Annotated in this window: 18 protein-coding genes; 6 read left to right on the top strand and 12 right to left on the bottom strand. The window is 69.8% G+C overall.

Going from position 1 to position 16,920, the window contains the following annotated elements:
* Positions 1–13: 13 nt before the first annotated feature.
* The 6 genes from ABD951_RS26660 to ABD951_RS26635 form a co-directional block, all read right to left on the bottom strand.
* Positions 14–502 carry a nuclear transport factor 2 family protein gene (locus ABD951_RS26660; protein ID WP_345352819.1) on the bottom strand — a complete coding sequence of 163 codons (489 nt, stop codon included), beginning with the start codon at positions 500–502 and terminating at the stop codon, positions 14–16.
* 107 nt (positions 503–609) lie between these two features.
* On the bottom strand, positions 610–1,725 hold the full coding sequence (locus ABD951_RS26655; RefSeq protein ID WP_345352816.1) for an acyl-CoA dehydrogenase family protein: 1,116 nt from the start codon (positions 1,723–1,725) through the stop codon (positions 610–612).
* The gene (locus ABD951_RS26650; protein ID WP_345352813.1) at positions 1,722–2,678 is read right to left on the bottom strand and encodes an acyl-CoA dehydrogenase family protein; all 957 of its coding nucleotides are present in this window, start codon (positions 2,676–2,678) and stop codon (positions 1,722–1,724) included. The genes ABD951_RS26655 and ABD951_RS26650 overlap by 4 nt, the downstream gene beginning before the upstream one ends.
* On the bottom strand, positions 2,675–3,838 hold the full coding sequence (locus tag ABD951_RS26645) for an acyl-CoA dehydrogenase family protein (RefSeq protein WP_345352810.1): 1,164 nt from the start codon (positions 3,836–3,838) through the stop codon (positions 2,675–2,677). Before ABD951_RS26645 ends, ABD951_RS26650 begins: the two co-directional genes overlap by 4 nt.
* A complete protein-coding gene (locus ABD951_RS26640) occupies positions 3,838–4,692 on the bottom strand; it encodes an enoyl-CoA hydratase (protein WP_345352807.1) in 855 nt (284 codons plus the stop codon). The genes ABD951_RS26645 and ABD951_RS26640 overlap by 1 nt, the downstream gene beginning before the upstream one ends.
* Complete coding sequence (locus tag ABD951_RS26635; protein ID WP_345352804.1) at positions 4,689–6,242, bottom strand: FadD3 family acyl-CoA ligase; 1,554 nt, start codon at positions 6,240–6,242, stop codon at positions 4,689–4,691. The genes ABD951_RS26640 and ABD951_RS26635 overlap by 4 nt, the downstream gene beginning before the upstream one ends.
* A gap of 45 nt (positions 6,243–6,287) precedes the next feature.
* On the opposite strand from ABD951_RS26635, the gene ABD951_RS26630 reads away from it, so the two are divergent.
* The 4 genes from ABD951_RS26630 to ABD951_RS26615 all read left to right on the top strand — a co-directional run bounded on the left by ABD951_RS26630 (position 6,288) and on the right by ABD951_RS26615 (position 10,199).
* Positions 6,288–7,493 (top strand): acyl-CoA dehydrogenase family protein, encoded by a 1,206-nt coding sequence (locus ABD951_RS26630; RefSeq protein WP_345352801.1) that lies wholly within the window; start codon positions 6,288–6,290, stop codon positions 7,491–7,493.
* Positions 7,490–8,299, top strand: coding sequence for an SDR family oxidoreductase (locus ABD951_RS26625; protein ID WP_345352798.1), 810 nt, complete (start codon positions 7,490–7,492; stop codon positions 8,297–8,299). The genes ABD951_RS26630 and ABD951_RS26625 overlap by 4 nt, the downstream gene beginning before the upstream one ends.
* Before the next feature lie 106 nt (positions 8,300–8,405).
* Positions 8,406–9,029 carry a TetR/AcrR family transcriptional regulator gene (locus ABD951_RS26620; protein ID WP_345352795.1) on the top strand — a complete coding sequence of 208 codons (624 nt, stop codon included), beginning with the start codon at positions 8,406–8,408 and terminating at the stop codon, positions 9,027–9,029.
* A gap of 18 nt (positions 9,030–9,047) precedes the next feature.
* A complete protein-coding gene (locus ABD951_RS26615; protein WP_345352792.1) occupies positions 9,048–10,199 on the top strand; it encodes an acetyl-CoA C-acetyltransferase in 1,152 nt (383 codons plus the stop codon).
* Positions 10,200–10,274: 75 nt separating this feature from the next.
* Here ABD951_RS26615 and ABD951_RS26610 read toward each other — a convergent pair whose 3' ends face one another.
* The gene (locus tag ABD951_RS26610; protein ID WP_345352790.1) at positions 10,275–10,889 is read right to left on the bottom strand and encodes a TetR/AcrR family transcriptional regulator; all 615 of its coding nucleotides are present in this window, start codon (positions 10,887–10,889) and stop codon (positions 10,275–10,277) included.
* Between the two features lie 9 nt (positions 10,890–10,898).
* Positions 10,899–12,332, bottom strand: a complete 1,434-nt coding sequence (locus ABD951_RS26605; RefSeq protein ID WP_345352787.1) for a cytochrome P450 — start codon at positions 12,330–12,332, stop codon at positions 10,899–10,901.
* Between the two features lie 76 nt (positions 12,333–12,408).
* Here ABD951_RS26605 and ABD951_RS26600 point away from each other — a divergent pair, with 76 nt between their 5' ends.
* Both ABD951_RS26600 and ABD951_RS26595 read left to right on the top strand, forming a co-directional pair.
* The gene (locus tag ABD951_RS26600) at positions 12,409–13,035 is read left to right on the top strand and encodes a TetR/AcrR family transcriptional regulator (RefSeq protein ID WP_345352784.1); all 627 of its coding nucleotides are present in this window, start codon (positions 12,409–12,411) and stop codon (positions 13,033–13,035) included.
* Positions 13,036–13,044: 9 nt separating this feature from the next.
* On the top strand, positions 13,045–13,341 hold the full coding sequence (locus ABD951_RS26595) for a DUF2277 family protein (RefSeq protein ID WP_345352781.1): 297 nt from the start codon (positions 13,045–13,047) through the stop codon (positions 13,339–13,341).
* A gap of 59 nt (positions 13,342–13,400) precedes the next feature.
* Here ABD951_RS26595 and ABD951_RS26590 read toward each other — a convergent pair whose 3' ends face one another.
* The 4 genes from ABD951_RS26590 to echA20 are packed head-to-tail and all read right to left on the bottom strand — an operon-like array spanning position 13,401 to position 16,885.
* Entirely contained in the window at positions 13,401–14,468 is a 1,068-nt protein-coding gene (locus ABD951_RS26590) for an NAD(P)H-dependent flavin oxidoreductase (RefSeq protein WP_345352779.1), read from the bottom strand.
* The gene (locus tag ABD951_RS26585) at positions 14,465–15,232 is read right to left on the bottom strand and encodes a CoA-transferase subunit beta (protein ID WP_345352776.1); all 768 of its coding nucleotides are present in this window, start codon (positions 15,230–15,232) and stop codon (positions 14,465–14,467) included. Before ABD951_RS26585 ends, ABD951_RS26590 begins: the two co-directional genes overlap by 4 nt.
* Positions 15,229–16,110: a cholesterol ring-cleaving hydrolase subunit IpdA gene (gene ipdA / locus ABD951_RS26580; protein ID WP_345352773.1), complete on the bottom strand. Its 882-nt coding sequence runs from the start codon at positions 16,108–16,110 to the stop codon at positions 15,229–15,231. Before ipdA ends, ABD951_RS26585 begins: the two co-directional genes overlap by 4 nt.
* 13 nt (positions 16,111–16,123) lie before the next feature.
* On the bottom strand, positions 16,124–16,885 hold the full coding sequence (gene echA20, locus ABD951_RS26575) for a (7aS)-7a-methyl-1,5-dioxo-2,3,5,6,7,7a-hexahydro-1H-indene-carboxyl-CoA hydrolase (RefSeq protein WP_345352770.1): 762 nt from the start codon (positions 16,883–16,885) through the stop codon (positions 16,124–16,126).
* Between the last annotated feature and the right edge of the window lie 35 nt (positions 16,886–16,920).

Below are 16,920 nucleotides of genomic sequence, written 5' to 3'. Positions count from 1 at the left end.
GACGGGTTCGTGATCAGCCGTCGGCGACCGGCCGATCCGCCCACATGTGGGACAGGAACCGGTGGCTCGGCACGTCGTCGAGCGAGATCAGCGATTCGTAGATCCGCGTGTACGACGTGCGGGTGATCCGCCAGCGACCGTCCCTGTCGCGACGGTAGCCGTCCCGGTAGTACCCGGCACCGCGGATCTGGCTGTTGGCGCCCGGGACGATCACGGTGTCCTCGAACAACCACGACCCGCCCGCCGAGTCGCCTGTCACGGTGACCTCCGGATGACTGGCGACGTGGACCGTGGTGATCGACGGGCCGAGCGTCTGACGCATGAACCCGGCCAGCGCGTCGCGACCCTCGAACACCAGCGGGTCGGTGAGTGCGTGCGTGCCGTATTCGGCGACGACGTCCTCGGCGAGCGTGTCCGCGAACTCGTCCCACAGTTTGAGGTCCAGGGTCCGGAAGTAGCGGTACTTGAGCTGTCGGATTTCCTCGATCGCGGCCAGGTCCATGCGCGAAGCATCGCACCGTGAGCTGTTCGGCGTGGCCGGTTCTCGCCATTCGACACAGCGAGGCCGGCCCGGAATCATCCGGGCCGGCCTCGTGTGCGAAGCAGGAATCAGGCGGTCAGGCCCGCAGCCGACTTCATCGACGTCAGGTACGCCCGCGGCTGGCCGAAGAGCTGGGCACTGCCGTGCGCGCGCTTGAAGAACAGCTGTGCGTCGTGCTCCCAGGTGATCGCGATCCCGCCGTGCAGCTGGATCGAATCACCCGTCACCGACTGCAGCGCCTCCGAGCAGTACACCTTCGCCACCGCGGCGTCCGAGGCCGCCGACTCGGACGCCTCGGCGAGCGAGGCGACCGCCGCGTACGACGCGGAGCGGGCGGTCTCGACGAGGAAGTACAGGTCGGCCATCCGGTGCTTGAGCGCCTGGAAGCTGCCGATCGGGCGCCCGAACTGCACGCGCGACTTGCTGTACTCGACGGTGTTCGCGAGGGCCTGCTCGGCGGCACCGACCTGCTCCGCCGACAGTGCGACACAGGCGATCTCGCGGACCCGCTCGAGCGCGGCCGCGCCGTCCGACGTGAGCAGCCGGCCCGTCGCTCCGGCGAACTCGACGACCGCCAGGGTGCGGGTCGGGTCCATCGTCGGAACGCGACGCCGGGTCACCGCGTCCTGGGCGGGATCGACCTCGAACAGCGCGACCACGCCGTCCACGGCCGCGGCCACGACCAGCACGTCCGCGTACGACCCGTCCAGCACGAAATGGCTGGAGCCGGTGAGGACGTCGCCCTGCGCCGTGACTCCGACGTTGTCGGTGTCCCAGCTGCCCTCGGCGCCGGTCCAGCACAGCGCGGCGACCGAGGTGCCCTCGGCGATGCCCGGGAGCAGGCGCTCGCAGGCGTCGGTGTCACCGGACGCCAGGATCGCCTGCGCGGCGAGGACGACGGAGCCGAGCATCGGCGTCGGTGCCAGGGTCCGGCCGAGTTCCTCGAACACCACGTGGGTCTCGACGGCGGTCGCACCGATGCCGCCGAACTCCTCGGGAATCGCCAGCGCCGCGACGCCGACCTGCTGGCACAGCAGCTCCCACAGTGCCGCGTCGTAACCCCGCTCCGACTCGGCGGCCTTGCGGACCGCCGCGGGGTCGGCGTGCTTGGCCAGCAGGGCCCGCACGGTCTTGCGCAGTTCGAGCTGTTCGTCGGTGAATGCACCGACCGCCGTCACGCTCACAGCGCCTCCATCACTCGTCCGCGGTGCTCGGCCGGGGTGCCCCAGGCCGTCAGCAGGGCGCGCGTCTTGGTCAGCCACAGCGACAGGTCGTGCTCCATCGTGTAGCCGATGGCGCCGTGCACCTGCAGGGCGATCCGCGAGACCCGGTACGCCGCGTCACCGCAGGCGACCTTCGCCGCCGAGACGTCCCGTCGGGCGTCGGCCGAGCCGGTGCTCACGGCCAGCGCCGCGCCGTACAGCAGCGGGCGGGCCATCTCGAGCGCGATCGCGGCACCGGCGAGGTGGTGCTTGATCGACTGCTGGCTGCCGATCGCCTTGCCGAACTGCTTGCGCTGCTTCGCGTACTCGGTGGAGATGTCGAGCATCGTCCCGCCGAGGCCCAGCAGCTGCGCGGCGGTCGCGAGCGCGCCCATGTCGAACGCGCGCTCGGTGTCCGCGTCGCCGAGCGTCTCGCCGGCCGTGACGGAGAACAGCGTCCGGGAACGGTCGACCGAGTCGTGCCGCTCGCCGGCGACGCCGGTCGAGACCCGGCCGCCGTCGGCGACCAGGACCAGGTCGGCGGTGTCGGCGTCGACCGCGAACGGAACCCGCGGCGGCGCGGCGACGGTGGCCAGCGATCCCTCGGCGAGCGCGGACAGGCGGTCGGGCGCCGCGTCGGCGAGCAGGGTCGGTGCGACGGCGAGGGTCTCGGCGACCGGGCCGGGAACCGCGTGGCGGCCCAGCTGCTCGACGGCGACGATCAGGTCGATCGCGTCGGCGCCGAGACCGTCGTGGGCCTCGTCGACCAGCAGGCCGTTGACGCCGGTCTCGGCCAGCCGCTGCCAGACCTTCACGCCGGGAGCGGTGTCACCGGCGTTCCAGGACCGGATCACGGCCGGCATGTCGGACTTGGCGAGCAGCGAGTCGATGCTGTCCGCGAAGTCGGTGTGCGAGGAGTCGAGCGCGAATCTCATCGGTCCGCCTTCGGTAGGCCGAGCAGCCGCTCGGCGATGACGTTCTTTTGGATCTCGTTGGTGCCGGCGTAGATCGGACCGGAGAGGGAGAAGAGGTAGCCGTCCATCCAGGAGGTGTCGGCGAGCTCGGCATCGGGGCCGAGGAGGTCGAGCGCGGTCTCGTGGGTGGCCACGTCCCACTCCGACCAGAACACCTTGTTGATCGACGACTCGGCGCCGAGCTGGCCGCCGTCGGCCAGTCGGGTGACGGTGCCCCAGGTGCTCAGTTCGTAGGCGCGCGAACCGATCCAGGCGTCGACGACACGATCCCGCAGAGCGGTGTCGGTGGCGTCGCCGTGGCGCTTCCACAGCGCCACCAGCCGGTCGGTGGCCGCCAGGAAGCGGCCCGGGCTGCGCAGCGACAGGCCCCGCTCGTTGCTCGCGGTGCTCATCGCGACCCGCCAGCCCTCGTTGACCGACCCGATCACGCCGGACTCGCCGGGGTTGGCCGGATCGTCCGGGACGAACACGTCCTCGAGGAACACCTCCGCGAAGCCGGGCAGGCCGTCGAGCTGGTCGATCGGACGCACGGTGACGCCCTTCGACTTCAGGTCGAACATGAAGTAGGTGATGCCCTTGTGGCGCTGCGCCTCCGGGTCCGAGCGGAACAGGCCGAAGCCCCAGTCCGCGAAGGCCGCGCGCGAGCTCCACGTCTTCTGGCCGTTGAGCAGCCAGCCGCCGTCGACCCGGGTCGCGGTCGCGCGCAGGCTGGCGAGGTCGGACCCGGACTCCGGCTCGGACCAGGCCTGGGCCCAGATGTCGTCGGCGCGCGCCATCCGCGGCATGATCCGGGCCAGTTGCTCCGGGTTCGCGTGCTCGAACAGCGTGGGTGCCAGCAGGAAGATGCCGTTCTGGCTGACCCGCCCGGGCGCCCCGGACCGGTAGTACTCCTCCTCGAAGATCACCCACTGCTCGAGGGTCGCGTCGCGCCCGCCGTACTCGGCGGGCCAGGACACCACCGACAGGCGCGCCTCCGCGAGCGTGCGCTCCCACTGCCGGTGTGCCTCGAAGCCCTCCGCCGTGTCCATGTGCGGAAGCGGCTCCGCGGGCACGTTGGCCTTCAGGAACGCGCGTACTTCGTCGCGGAAAGCGACTGTGGCGTCGTCGAATTCGAGATCCACTACTTCTCTCCAGCCTTCTTCATCGTTTTGGCGTCCATGCCGCCCAGGGGGCCGGAGCCGACCTCGGCATTGTGTGCGTGCGCGAAATGATGCAGCCCGAACACGGAATCCATGCCCGCGCGGATGCCCATCAGGTCCTCGCACTGGTTCACGGCCCTCTTGGTCAGGGCCAGCCCGAACTGGGGCATCGCGGCGATCCTGCCCGCCAACTCCATCGCGGTGGACTCGAGGTCCTCGCGCGGGACCACCCGGCTGACCATGCCCCACTCGTAGGCGCGCTGGGCCGAGAAGCGGTCCCCGGTGTAGAGGATCTCCTTCGCGCCGCGGGTACCGAGCACCCACGGGTGGGCGAAGTACTCGACGCCCGGGATGCCCATGCGGACGACCGGATCCGCGAAGAACGCGTCCTCGGAAGCCACGATCAGGTCGCACACCCAGGACAGCATCAGCCCGCCCGCGATGCATGCGCCCTGCACCATCGCGATGGTCGGCTTGGGCAGCTCGCGCCACCGCCGGCACATCCCGAGGTAGACCTCCATCTCGCGGGCGTACCGCTGGTCGCCGCCGGGACGGTCCACGTGGTCCCACCACATGACGGCCTTGTTCTCGTACGTCACGTGGTGGTCGCGACCGGGGGTGCCGATGTCGTGGCCGGCGCTGAAGTGCTCACCGTTGCCGGCCAGCACGATCACGCCGACCTCGGGATCCTCCACCGCCCGCTGGAACGCGGAGTCGAGCGCGTAGGTCATCACCGAGTTCTGGGCGTTGCGGTAGCCGGGACGGTTCATCGTCACGACCGCGACCCGGTCGCGGACCTCGTAGGTGACGACATCGTCCTCGTGGGGAAGCGTCATGACTTCTGTCCTCGCAGGTCGTTCTTGAGCACCTTGCCGGACGGGTTGCGCGGCAGGCCGTCGACGATGTGGATCTGCCGCGGCACCTTGAAGTTCGCCAGGTGCTCCTTCGCGAACGCGAGCACCTCCTCCTCGGTGACGGTGCGCCCCGGCTTCGGGACGATGTAGGCCCGGCCCACCTCGCCCATCCGCTCGTCCGGCACGCCGATCACGGCGGACTCGGCCACCGTGTCGAGCCGGGCCAGGGTGTTCTCGATCTCGGCGGGATAGACGTTGAATCCGCCGGAGATGTACATGTCCTTGAGCCGGTCGGTGATGTCGAGGTAGCCGCGGTCGTCGAGGACGCCGACGTCGCCGGTGTGCAGCCAGCCGTCCGGGTCGATCGTGGCGGCGGTGGCTTCGGGATCGTCGAGGTACCCGAGCATGACGTTCTCGCCGCGCACGAGGATCTCGCCGTGGTCGCCGATCCGGACCTCCATGCCGGGGATGGCGCGGCCGGAGCTGGTCGAGACCGTGACCGGGTCGTCGTCGGTGCGGCACATCGTCACCACCACGGCCTCGGTCTGCCCGTAGGCGGTGAGAACGGCGTCGTAACCGAGTTCGGACTGCAGCCGCTCGACGAGGGTCACCGGCACGGCCGCGGCGCCGGTGACGGCGATCCGCAGGCTGGACAGGTCGTATTCGTCGCGGGTCGGGAAGTCCAGGATCGACTGGTGGATGGTGGGCGCCCCGGGCAGGATGCTCACACGTTCCTTGGCGATCTTCTCGGTCACCGCGGGGACGTCGAAGACGGCCATCGGCACGATCGTCGCGCCGCGCAGCACGCACACCATGATCCCGGCCTTGTAGCCGAAGGTGTGGAAGAACGGGTTGATCAGCAGCTCGCTGTCGGCCTTGGTGACCTCGGCGCAGGTGGCCCACGCGTCGGCGATGCCGACCGTCTGCCGGTGCGCGGTCATCACGCCCTTGCTCTTGCCGGTGGTGCCGGACGTGAACAGGATGTCGGCGAGGTCGTCGGGGCCCACCGCCGCGGCGCGTGCGTCGGCCTCCTCGACGCCGACCGACTGGGCGAGGGCGTCCAGCTCGGACCATTCCACGACGCCGTCGGTGGGTTCGGCAGGATCGAACGGCACCCGGATCACCGTGTGCAGGGTGTCGAGGTCGCCGTCACCGGCGGCCCTCTGCAGCTCGCTCCACCGGTCCGACTTCAGGAACGGGCCGACGACGAACAACGCCTTGGCCTGGGTTCTGACGACGAGATCGAGGGCCTCGCTGCCGGTGTAGCGGGTGTTGATCGGCACGATGACGGCGCCCGCGTACTGGGCGCCGAGCGCGGCGATCACCCAGTGGTGGGTGTTCGGGGCCCAGATCGCGATCCGGTCGCCGGGCTCGATGCCACGTGCGATCAGGGCCCGTGCCGTCGTGCGCACGTGGTCGAGGAGGTTCGTGTAGCTGAGCCGGACGTCGCCGTCGGCGATGGCCTCGTCCTCACCGAATTCGCGAGCGGCCCGCGTGAGCGCCGCGGGTGTTGTCTTCACATCAGTGGTCACTGGACTCCTCTACCTAGCAAGTGCTTGGTAGGTTACTCTACCGGTGTGGATGCAATCCAGGGGCTGGGAACAGCAGTAGACGACGAGAAGTTCGCCGCCACCGTCCGCGAGTGGCTGGCCGACAATCTGACCGGTGAGTTCGCCGGCCTCCGTGGACTCGGTGGGCCCGGCCGTGAGCACGAGGCGTTCGAGGAACGGCTCGCCTGGGACCGGCACCTCGCCGCGGCCGGGTGGACCTGCCTCGGCTGGCCCAAGGAGTACGGCGGCCGCGACGCCACGATCAGCCAGCAGGTGATCTTCCACGAGGAGTACGCCCGGTCGGGCGCACCCGCGCGGGTCAGCCACCTCGGTGAGGAGCTGCTCGGGCCGACGCTGATCGCGTTCGGCACCGAGGAGCAGAAGCGCCGATTCCTGCCCGGCATCAACAACGTCACCGAACTGTGGTGCCAGGGGTACTCCGAGCCGAACGCCGGCTCCGACCTCGCCGGCGTCACCACGTCCGCGCGCCTCGAGGGCGACCAGTGGCACATCAACGGGCAGAAGGTGTGGACCTCCCTCGCCCATGTCGCCCAGTGGTGCTTCGTGGTGGCCCGCACCGAGCCGGGCTCGCAGCGGCACAAGGGCCTCTCGTACCTCCTCGTGCCGATGGACCAGCCGGGCATCGAGGTCCGGCCGATCCTGCAGCTCACCGGCACCTCCGAGTTCAACGAGGTGTTCTTCGACGACGCCCGCACCGACGCCGACCTGGTGGTCGGCGAGGTCGGTCAGGGCTGGGCGGTCGCGATGGGCACCCTGACCTTCGAGCGCGGCATCTCCACCCTCGGTCAGCAGGTCGGTTTCGCCAAGGAGCTCGCCGCGATCGTCGAGCAGGCCGAGCGCAACGGTGCCGCGCAGGATCCCGTCATCAAGGACAAGCTCACCCGCGCCTGGATGGGCCTGCAGGTCATGCGGGCCCACGCGATGCGAACCCTGTCCTCGGTCGACGCGACCGGTAACGGTGGCGAGGCGTCGGTGGCGAAGCTGCTGTGGGCCAACTGGCATCGCGGACTCGGTGAGCTCGCGATGGAGGTCGCCGGTGCCGAGGGCCTGCTCGCCGGTGACGGCCCGTTCGGCGCGGACGCGGACCTCAGTGACGAGCAGCGGCTGTTCCTGTTCAGCCGCGCCGACACCATCTACGGCGGATCCAACGAGATCCAGCGCAACATCATCGCCGAGCGCGTGCTCGGCCTTCCCCGAGAGGCACGCCCGTGACCGCCACCGTCAAGTCCCCGCTCGCCGTCGCCCCCGAGGAGATCGAGGGCCACAACCTGCTCAAGGGCAAGAAGGTGGTCGTGACCGCCGCGGCGGGCACCGGCATCGGCTTCGCCACCGCCCGTCGCGCGCTGCTCGAGGGCGCCGACGTCCTGGTCTCGGACTTCCACGAGCGTCGTCTCGGTGAGACCGTCGAGAAGCTGTCGGCCGAGTTCGGCAGCCAGCAGGTCGAGTCGTTCGTGTGCGACGTGTCGAGCACCGAGCAGGTCGACGCGCTGATCGCCGGCGCGGCCGAGAAGCTCGGCCGGATCGACGTCCTGGTCAACAACGCCGGGCTCGGCGGCGAGACCCCGATCGTCGACATGACCGACGAGCAGTGGGACCGCGTCGTCGACATCACGCTGACGAGCACCTTCCGCGCCACCCGCGCGGCGCTGCGCTACTTCAAGAGCGTCGACCACAACGGCGTGCTGGTGAACAACGCGTCGGTCCTCGGCTGGCGTGCGCAGCACTCGCAGTCGCACTACGCCGCCGCGAAGGCCGGCGTCATGGCGCTCACCCGCTGCTCCGCGATCGAGGCCGCCGAGTACGGCGTCCGGATCAACGCCGTCGCGCCGTCCATCGCCCGCCACCCGTTCCTGGCGAAGGTCACCAGCGACGAGCTGCTCGACAACCTGGCGTCGCGCGAGGCCTACGGCCGCGCCGCCGAGGTGTGGGAGATCGCCGCGACCATCGCGATGCTCGCCAGCGACTACACCACCTACCTCACCGGCGAGATCGTCTCCATCTCCAGCCAGCGGGCGTAGAACCATTCGGAGTTCCCTGATGTCACATTGGGTTTCGCCACGTGGTGGCCGGTGACATCAGGGAACCCCGTACCCTAACAAGCGCTTGGTTGTGTACCATGGCGGTGTGACCCCACCGTCCCGCGCCGAAGAGTCCGGCACCAAGTCCGGACGCCGCGCAGAGCTGCTCGACCTCGCGGCGTCGCTGTTCGCCGAACGCGGCATGCGTGCGACCACGGTCCGCGACATCGCGGACGCCGCCGGCATCCTGTCCGGCAGCCTCTACCACCACTTCGACTCCAAGGAGTCGATGGTCGACGAGATCCTCCGCGGATTCCTCGACGAGCTGTTCGGGCGCTACCGGACCATCACCGAATCCGGGCTCGGGGCCCGCGCCACGCTCGAGGCCCTGGTGATCGCCTCGTTCGAGGCGATCGACAGTTCCCACCCCGCCGTCGCGATCTACCAGGACGAGGCCAAGCACCTCGTCGGCAACGAGCGGTTCGCGTACATCGGCGATCGCAACCGGGAGTTCCGGACCCTGTGGGTCTCGGTGCTCGAATCCGGGATCGCCGACGGGAGCTTCCGTCCCGACATCGACGTCGAGCTGGTGTACCGCTTCATGCGAGACACCGTGTGGGTCGCGGTCCGGTGGTACCGCCCGGGCGGACCGATGACCGCTGAAACCGTAGCCAAGCAGTACCTCGCCATCGTCCTCGACGGGCTCTCGAGCCCCCAGTCGCGGCCCTGACCCGTAGGGAGATCCACCATGTCTGAGGCATACATCGTCGACGCCATCCGCACCCCGATCGGCAAGAAGAACGGCGGCCTGGCCGGCGTGCATCCGATCGACCTGGGCGCGCACATCATCAAGGCTCTCGTCGACCGCACCGGGGTCGACGCGTCCGAGGTCGACGACGTCGTGTTCGGCTGTGTGGACGCGATCGGCGGCCAGGCCGGCAACATCGCCCGCCTGTCGTGGCTGGCGGCCGGTCTGCCGCAGCACGTGCCCGGTGTGACCGTCGACCGCCAGTGCGGGTCGAGCCAGCAGGCCATCCAGTTCGGCGCCCAGGCGATCCTGTCGGGCACCGCGGACCTGATCGTCGCCGGTGGCGTGCAGAACATGAGCCAGATCCCGATCTCGGCCGCGATGCTGGTCGGGGAGCAGTACGGCTTCAGCACCCCGACCGCGGAGTCGAAGGGCTGGACCGACCGCTACGGCGACCAGGAGGTGTCCCAGTTCAAGGGCGCCGAGATGATCGCCGACAAGTGGGACATCAGCCGCGAGGAGCTCGAGAAGTGGGCCCTGCAGAGCCACGAGCGCGCCAAGGCCGCGATCGCCGCGGGCCGCTTCGACAACGAGGTCGTCCCGTTCGGTGACGTCACCACCGACGAGGGGCCGCGCGAGACCAGCCTCGAGAAGATGGCCTCGCTGAACGTGCTCGTCGAGGGCGGCAAGATGACCGCCGCCGTCGCCAGCCAGATCTCCGACGGCGCCAGCGCGCTGCTGCTCGCGTCGGAGGAGGCCGTCCAGAAGCACGGCCTGAAGCCGCGCGCCCGCATCCACCACATGAGCGCCCGCGGCGACGACCCGATCTTCATGCTCAGCGCCCCGATCCCGGCCACCCAGCACGCGCTCGCCAAGACCGGTCTGACCATCGACGACATCGACGTCGTCGAGATCAACGAGGCCTTCGCCCCGGTCGTGCTCGCCTGGATCAAGGAGATCGGCGCCGACCCGGCCAAGGTCAACGTCAACGGCGGCGCGATCGCCCTCGGCCACCCGCTCGGCGCGACCGGCACGAAGCTGATGGCGACGCTGCTGAACGAGCTCGAGCGCATCGGCGGCCGCTACGGCCTGCTCACCATCTGCGAGGGTGGCGGCACCGCGAACGTCACGATCATCGAGCGCCTCGACTAGCAGCTCCGCGATCGCCCGAAGGGCGCCCTCGTCCGGTTCGACCGGCCGGCGGCGCCCTTCACGCGTTCCGGCGGGTCACTTCAGGGTGCCGATCAGGGCGTAGAGGGCGTCCGCGAAGTGCAGGCACCATTCGTCGGCGTCCTCGTGGCCACGGGACACACCACGGATCATCGTCGACGACACCAGCATGTCGAACACGATCCCCGCGGTGTCCTCGGCGTTCGCGTCGGGGTTCGGTACCGCGTCGAGAATCCGCGCGACGAGGGCGGCGCGGGCCGGCGCCTCCGCGCGCTGGACGAGCCGCTCGTGCACACCGTCGTGGTGGTGATAGGCGGAGAGCAGCCCCGGGATCGCTGAGCGTGCCGCCGGGTGGGCGGTGCGATCGAGGAATTTGCGCGTCCAGGCCAGCAGGTCGGCCCGCAGGTCGTCGGTCGCCGGCGGAACCGGTACGTCGTCGCCCTCCTGAAGGCCGAAAATCGCGTCCTCGATGATCATTTCGCGGGTCGCCCACCTGCGGTAGATCGCGGGCGCGCTCACCTGGGCGCGGCGGGCGATCGCCTGGATCGTCGTCTTCTGGTAGCCGGCTTCGACGAGCAGTTCGACGGTGGCTGCCAGTACCGCGCGGTCGACCTGGGGATCTCGAGGGCGTCCCGGCCCGGTGGTCTCCACACGTTCACGCGACAGCTTCACAAGGCGACATTACCCGAGCAGCGGGACGCCCCGACCGGGCCGGTCCGTTCGGTGACGACGGGTCACCGACAGGGAGAACCCGGTCGGCATCATGGTCAGACGCTCCTGCACGCGGAGCCGATATCCGGGCTCACCGCGCAGGTCGTAGCGGTGCAGGACGGTCCCCAGCACGAGGACCGCCTCGTGCACCGCGAACTGCCGTCCGATGCACGCCCGTTCACCGGTCCCGAACGGCTTGTACGCGTGGGCGGGCCGGCCGCGCATCCGCTCGGGCAGGAAGCGGTCGGGGTCGAAGCGGTCCGCGTCGTCGCCCCACACCGGGTGCCGGTGCAGTGCCGGAATCAGCACCAGCATCCAGTCGCCGGCCGCCATCCGGTGACCGCAGCGCAACGTGGTGTCCTCGACCGCCTCGCGTGCGTAGGCCGGTGCCGTCGGCCACAACCGCAGCGACTCGTCGAGGACGCGCCGCACGTACCGCAGCTTCGCGATCTGTTCGTAGGTGGGGCGGACGTCGGCGTCGGGCCCCCACACCCGGTCCACCTCCTCCTGGGCGCGAGCGAGAACCTCGGGGTGCCGCGACAGGTGGTACAGCGCGAAGGACAGCGCACCGGACGTCGTCTCGTGACCCGCGACGAGGAACGTGATCACCTGGTGCCGGACGTTGAGGTCGTCGACCCGGTTCGGATCCTGCTCGCGCTGCGCCCGCAGCATCAGCTCGAGCAGGTCGTCGGGCGCGTCCCCGCCGTCGGCGTCGCGGCGCGACCGGATCACCGCGTCCACCACCTCGGCCAGATGGGCGGCATCGGCCTCACGACTGCGCCGGCGGCGGCGCCCGGTCAGCAGGGTCAGCGGACTGACCCGCTGTTGCGCGTCGGTCAGCGCCCGGACCATCGACGCGACGAACGGGTGCGGCTGGTCGCGGTCGAAGGAGTCGAAGGAGTAACTGAACCCGGTGCGGCCGATGGTCTCGAGCGTCAGCTTGGTCATGTCGGCGGAGACGTCGACGGGGGAGCCGGCGGAGCGATCCCAGTGCGCGCCGAGTTCGGCGGCGACATCGACCATGGACTCGTGGTAGCGGCGCATCGCCGACTGCGTGAACGCGGGGGCGAGGAGGTTGTGTCCCCGGCGCCAGTTCGGTTCGTCGCTGTAGGCGGTGAACAGGCCGTCGCCGCCGATCGCGCGCAACGCCGCGACGGCCGGCGACAGGTGCTTGCGAAACCGCGCCTCGTCGCCGAGTTCGGCGACGATGTCCGGATCCGAGACGATGACGAACCGCTTGCCCAGGACCTTCCGCTCGAAGATCGGCCCGAGTTCGGTGGCCAGCCGCATCGAGTCCTGCACCGGGGTGCCGGGGTCGACGCCCAGCACGTCGCCGAGGATCGGGACGCGCCGGCGTGGATGCGGGATGGCGAGTGTGCCCTGCGATGACAGTTCGACGGTCATTCGTGCCCCCTGCTGAATCCGTGTCCAGTAAGGCAACCTACGCCTTGTTGAACTCGTGTCAAGTAGATTGGGGAACATGGGTGCCCCACGCCGACGTCTCGCCCCCGAGCAACGCCGTGCCCAACTGCTCGACATCGGCGCCCGGCTGTTCGCGGAACGGCCGTACGACGAGGTGTGGATCGAAGAGATCGCCGAGCTCGCGGGAGTCTCCCGCGGCCTGATGTACCACTACTTCCCGACCAAACGAGACTTCTTCGCCGCGATCGTCAAGCGCTCCGCCGACGAGCTCCTGGCGGCAACGGAACCCGACCCCGACGAGCCCGTCGCGGTGCAGATCGCGCGGGGACTCGACGCGTACATCCAGCACGTCGTGACGCGCAGGCACGGGGTCCGCGCGGTCAGCCACGGGGCGCTGTCCGCCGATCCGGAGATCCGGGCGACGGTGGAGGACGAACTCGCCACGCAGCAGGAGCGCATCCTCGACGCCCTCGACCTCGATCCGGAGGCGCGGGCGATCGCCGCGATCGGGGTCCACGGCTGGATCGCGTTCGTCCGTGCGGTCTGTGTGGACTGGATCGACCGGCCTGTGGTCTCGGCGGACGAACTGCGTGAGCTGTGCCTGCGCACCCTCGCCGGAGTGCTCGCCCCGGTCGTCGAGCTCGGCCCCACGCAGACCTCGTCGGACGGGGCGCTGCGCGGCTAGGGTCGGGGCATGTGCCGAAACATCACCGAGCTGCGCGGGCTGGAACCGGCCGCGACCGCGGAGGAGATCGAGGCCGCCGCGGTCCAGTACGTCCGGAAGGTCAGCGGAATCCACAAGCTGTCCGACGCCACCCGGGAGCCGTTCGAGCGGGCGGTCGCCGAGGTCGCGGCGGCCACCGAGCGGTTGCTCGCGTCGCTGCCCGAGCGTCGCCAGCCGCCGCCGACCGTGCCGCCCCTGCGCCGACCCGAGGTGCGCGCCCGGATCGTCGCCCGCGAGCGGGAGGTGCCCGCAGCCCGAAACGGCTGAAGGGCACCGTCGCTCGGTCAGGCCGAGCGACGGTGCCCTTCGGGTGGAGCTGGGGGGGATCAGGCCTTCAACGCGCCGACGGCGTCGATCCGCTTGACCGCGTCGGCGACGATGCGGTCGATCAGCTCCTGGCAGCTGGGCAGGTCGTCGATCATGCCGACCACCTGACCGGACGCGAGCACGCCCGCTTCCGTGTTGCCCTCGACCAGGCCGGCCTTGAGCAGCATCGGGGTGTTGGCGGCCATGATGATCTGCTGCCAGGTGCGGTCACCGGACTTCTTCATCGCCAGGCCGTCCTTGGCGAGCGTCGACCACTTCATGCCCGTCATCGACTTGAACTTCATCGCGTTCTTGGCGGCGGCGACGAGTCCCTTTGCGTAGCTGGACTTCTCGAGGCTGTTCACCAGGTCGGTGTTGAGCACTCGGTGCGGCATGCCGTCCACCTTCACGGACACCGTGGTGTCCTGCAGGCCGCGCTTGAGGTACTCCTGTTTGACCGAGTTCGGCACCGCGGAGTCGCTGGTGAGCAGGAAGCGGGTGCCCATCGCGACACCGGCCGCGCCGTAGGACAGCGCCGCCGCCAGGCCGCGACCGTCGAAGAACCCGCCGCCGGCGATCACCGGGATGTCGACCGCGTCCAGCACCGACGGCAGCAGCAGCGTCGTCGCGACGCCACCGGTGTGACCGCCGCCCTCGCCGCCCTGCACGACCACCGCGTCCGCGCCCCACGAGGCGACCTTGACCGCGTGCTTGGCGGCACCGATCGAGGGGACCACGACGATGCCGTTGTCCTTGAGCTTGGCGATCAGGTCCTTCTTCGGCGCCAGCGCGAACGAGGCGACCTTGACACCCTCGCGGATCAGCAGATCGCACCGCTGCCCGGCGTCCGACGCGTCGGCGCGCATGTTGACGCCGAACGGCTTGTCGGTGAGCTGCTTGGTCTTCTTGATCGCCGCCTCGAGCTCGTCGTAGGTCATCGTCGCGGACGCGAGGATGCCCAGACCGCCGGCGTTGCAGGTGGCCGCGGTCAGACGCGGACCCGACACCCAGCCCATGCCGGTCTGCACGATCGGGTGATCGATGCCGACCAGTTCGGTCAGCGGGGTGCGGAGCACTTGCGCGCTCACGCCGAGACCTCGCGGTCGCGGAAGTTCTTCGGGTCGAGCACCTCGCGGATGATGCGCAGCTCCTCGGCGGTCGGCTCGCGGGTGACACCCGCCTCGGCGAGTCCGGCGACCTCGAAGGAGGTGTTCTCGGCGACCTCCTCGGCGGTGACGCCCGGGTGCAGGGTCAGCGCGCGCATCGTGCGACCCGGCCCACCGAAGTCGAAGACGCCGAGGTTGGTGACGACGCGGTGCACGCCCAGGTACTTGTACGCCGGGTTCTCCGGATCGACCTTGTCGTAGCCGACACCGGAGACGACGTCGACCTTGTCGCAGAAGACGCGCGAGGTGTGCTTGCCGACCCAGTAGCTGGTGGCGTGGTTGATCGTGTTGCCCGGGGCGCCGCGGACACCGAACATCTGCCGGCTCGGCTGCTGCAGCGGACCGAAGGCGGACAGGTTCTGGTTGCCGTACTTGTCGATCTGGTTGGCGCCCATGACGACATGGCGGCGACCGGAGGCGACGACGTCGAACACCTTGCGGAACGGCATCCAGCCCTCGACCGGACCGGTCTTGCCGACGGCCGGGGTGTCGGCCAGGATCAGGGCCTCACCGTCGGTGATCAGCAGGTCCGGCTCGGTGGTGAGCCGGGCCAGGCGGGCGCCGAGCTGCGACATCGTCGACATCGGGCTGGCCATGATCTCACCGGCGCCGGCGAACAGGTCGGCGCACGCGACCGCGCAGTACTCGGCGCGGGTCACGGTGGTGGCGTTGTCGGTGGAGGTCATGCCTGCTCCTCTGCGAACTTCTTGACGGCGGCCTGGTAGTCGTCCTCGGAACCGGACAGGAAGCGGTCCACGAAGGCCTGCCAGGACTCGGGGGTCTTGGCGGCCTCGGCGTAGTGCCGCTGGAACTTCTCGTCCCGGCCGTAGGACTCGCCGGCGAGGGTGAAGTGGGCGCCGTTCGGGGCCTCGACCACGGCGTCGACCATCATCCGGTTGACGATCAGCTGCTGCAGCGGCACCTCCTTGACCAGCTGCTCGGTCTCGACGACCTTCTCGACCGAGAGGTAGCGCTTCTCGGCGGCCATCAGGTACAGGTCGTCGAAGTAGGGGTCCACGCCCTGGTATCCGGCATTGCCGCGGGCGTCGCCGATGTTCAGGTGCACGAACGCGGCGTCCAGGTTCAGCGCCGGCATCGCGATCAGCGTCTCGTGCTTGCCGGACTCGTCGGCGTAGGGGGAGGTGACGGTCTCGAGCTCGTCGCCCCAGAAGGTCTGCACGTCCGAGCCGAGGCCGGCGCGGATCGGCAGGAACGGCAGACGCGCGGCGGCGGCCTCGAGCCCGCACTTGACCATGCCCTCGTCCATCTCGCGGGCGACGAGCTCGCCGGAGGTGCGGGCCTTGGCGAACCAGGGGTCGTAGAACGGCGCCGAGTCGAGAGAGACGAAACCGTAGTAGGCCTTCTTGACCTTGCCCGCCGAGCACAGCAGGCCGAGGTCGGGTCCGCCGTAGGTGACGACGGTCAGGTCCTTGACGTCCGAGCGCAGGATCGCGCGGACGAACGCCATCGGCTTGCGGCGCGAGCCCCAGCCGCCGAGGCCGATGGTCATGCCGCTGCGCAGTTCGCCGACGACCTCGTCGAGCGACTTCCTCTTGTCAGCCATAGTCATTCACTCCCTACTTGTTCGCGCGCGGCTTGCCGGTCGCGACGAACTCGTCGCGGTGCTCGTCGGCGACGCCGGCGAGGTTCAGCTCGAACGTGAAGCCCTGCTCGAGCCGGTAGCTGTTGTGCACGTCCTGCACGTCGATGCGGTTGATCGCTTCCTTGGCGCGACGGATCACCCGGGTGTCCTTCGCGGCGATCTCGCCGGCGATCTTCAGTGCGGCCGCGTCGAGTTCGTCCCGCGGGACGACGTCCCACACCGAGCCGAACTGCTTGAGCGTGTGGGCGTCGACGTTCTTCGCGGTGTAGTAGAGGGTCCGCATCATGTGCTGCGGGACCAGGCGGGCGAGGTGGGTGGCCGCGCCGAGCGCGCCACGGTCCACCTCGGGCAGTCCGAAGACCGCGTCGTCGGACGCGACGATGACGTCCGCGTTTCCGACCAGACCGATGCCGCCGCCGACGCAGAAGCCGTTGACCGCGACGACGACCGGAACCTCGCAGTCGTAGACGGCGGAGAACGCGGCCGCGCAGCCGTGGTTCGCCTCGATCAGGGCGCCGTGGCCCTCGGTGGCCTGCATTTCCTTGATGTCGACGCCGGCGTTGAAGCCGCGTCCCTCGGCTCGCAGGATCACCACGTGGGTGCTCATGTCCTTGCCGGCCTCGCGGATCGCGTCTGCCAGTTCGAACCATCCCTTCGAGGGGATCGCGTTCACGGGCGGGTAGTCGACGGTGACCGTGGTGATGCCGGCCCCATCGGAAGTGGAGGTGATTCCCATCGTGTTTCCTTAGGTAGGTCGCCAAACCAAGCGAT

It is taken from the genome of Rhodococcus olei (assembly GCF_039540555.1).
Classification (GTDB): Bacteria; Actinomycetota; Actinomycetes; order Mycobacteriales; family Mycobacteriaceae; genus Rhodococcus_G; species Rhodococcus_G olei.
The sequence above is the reverse complement of the archived record's forward strand: the minus strand, read 5'-3'. Positions and strand labels throughout refer to the sequence as shown.